1 protein-coding gene is annotated in these 1,470 nt (G+C 42.6%); it reads left to right on the top strand.

Going from position 1 to position 1,470, the window contains the following annotated elements; translation table 11 throughout:
• Positions 1 to 43 precede the first annotated feature (43 nt).
• Positions 44 to 1,438, top strand: coding sequence for an IS3 family transposase (locus LDM90_RS09365; RefSeq protein ID WP_308443178.1), 1,395 nt, complete (start codon positions 44 to 46; stop codon positions 1,436 to 1,438).
• Positions 1,439 to 1,470 lie beyond the last annotated feature (32 nt).

The raw sequence follows: 1,470 nt of genomic DNA, 5'->3' as shown, positions 1-1,470 counted from the left end.
TGATATGACCCCCAAATTTAGGACAAATTTGGGGGTTATTTTTATGTCTAAATTATCTAAACAAGATAAAATTGAAATCTATCATCTTTGGCACGATTATCAAATAAGCCCTGCTGAGCTAAGTCAGCGTTATCGGGTTGGCAAGACTAATATTAATTACTTGTTGGCTTTAATTGGCCGTCACGGTCTAGCTGTTTTAGATCAGCCTTTCACTGCTTATACAAGTAATTTTAAGGAGCAGACCCTTAGGCGAATCATAGTTGAACATGAGCCTGCCCGTCGAGTATCTATTGACTTGGGCTTAAAAAGTCATGGCATGTTGTACAACTGGCTGCGCGAATACCGTAAAAATGGGTATAATATCGTTAACAAGCAGAGAGGACGGCAACCCCATGACCAAAAGAGAGCAGCTGATCAAACAGGAAAACCATCGGCTCAAGCAAGAGAACGAACGCTTACGCCAGCAGAACTTAAAGCTGAAAATCGAGAACGAATTCGTAAAAAAATTGAGCGCCTTAGTCGACCAGCGGACCAAGAACCGCAAGCCGCGGAAATAGCCCAGGCAGTTACCCAACTAAGGCGCGAGCTTAAAGTCAGCGTAACTTTTATTCTTGATGCCATTAATGCCAATCCTGACCTGCCCCATCTATCCCGTAGCAATTATTACTACAGTTTAAAGAAGAAGGACAAAGATTGGGATAATCGAGAAATAATGGCTGAAATCAAAGCTGTCTGTGAAGAACACAAGCACCGCTATGGCTATCGCCGTATTACTGCAGAGCTTAGGCGTCGCGGTTTATTAGTCAATCATAAAAAAGTGCAGCGCTTAATGAACAAGCTGAAATTGTTTGGCATAGTCAGTAAACGCTGGCACAAATACAGCAGCTATCGCGGCACTCAGGGTCCGATTAAGCCTGACTTGATTAAACGCAGCTTCAGTGCGGTTTATCCCAATCACAAATGGTATTCAGATGTGACGGAGTTTAAGCTCAAGGAGCAAAAGACCTATTTATCACCGATCATTGACGGCTGCACCCAAGAGATTGTTTCCTATACTATTTCCCGCAGCCCTAATCTTAAGCAGACCATGGATATGTTAAAAAAGGCCTGGGACAAGCATCCGGCACTGAATGGTTTGATCTTTCACACAGACCAAGGCTGGCAATACCAAAATGCCCAGTTTCAGGCGTGGCTGAAAAATCATGGCATTAGCCAGTCAATGTCACGCAAGGGCAATTCGCTTGATGATGGGCTAATGGAAGGCTTCTTCGGGATACTCAAGCGAGAAATGTTTTATGGTTTTGAAAAGCACTCTAAGAATCTCACTGAACTGGAAGACGCGATTAGAGACTACATTGAATATTACAATCAGAAAAGAATCAAGATCAAACTAAAAGGACTAACTCCGCTTGAATATCGGCAATTAGTCCTTAGTTAGCAGCTAATATAAAGTGTCCTAATTTTAGGGTT

This window comes from Lactobacillus huangpiensis (genome assembly GCF_019972815.1).
Taxonomy (GTDB): Bacteria; Bacillota; Bacilli; order Lactobacillales; family Lactobacillaceae; genus Lactobacillus; species Lactobacillus huangpiensis.
Note: the sequence above shows the minus strand (reverse complement) of the source record. Positions and strands in the feature narration are given on the sequence as shown.

Coding starts and splice junctions, on each gene's coding strand:
- LDM90_RS09365 (WP_308443178.1), top strand. CDS start 44: ATGTCTAAATTATCTAAACAAGATAAAATTGAAATCTATCATCTTTGG.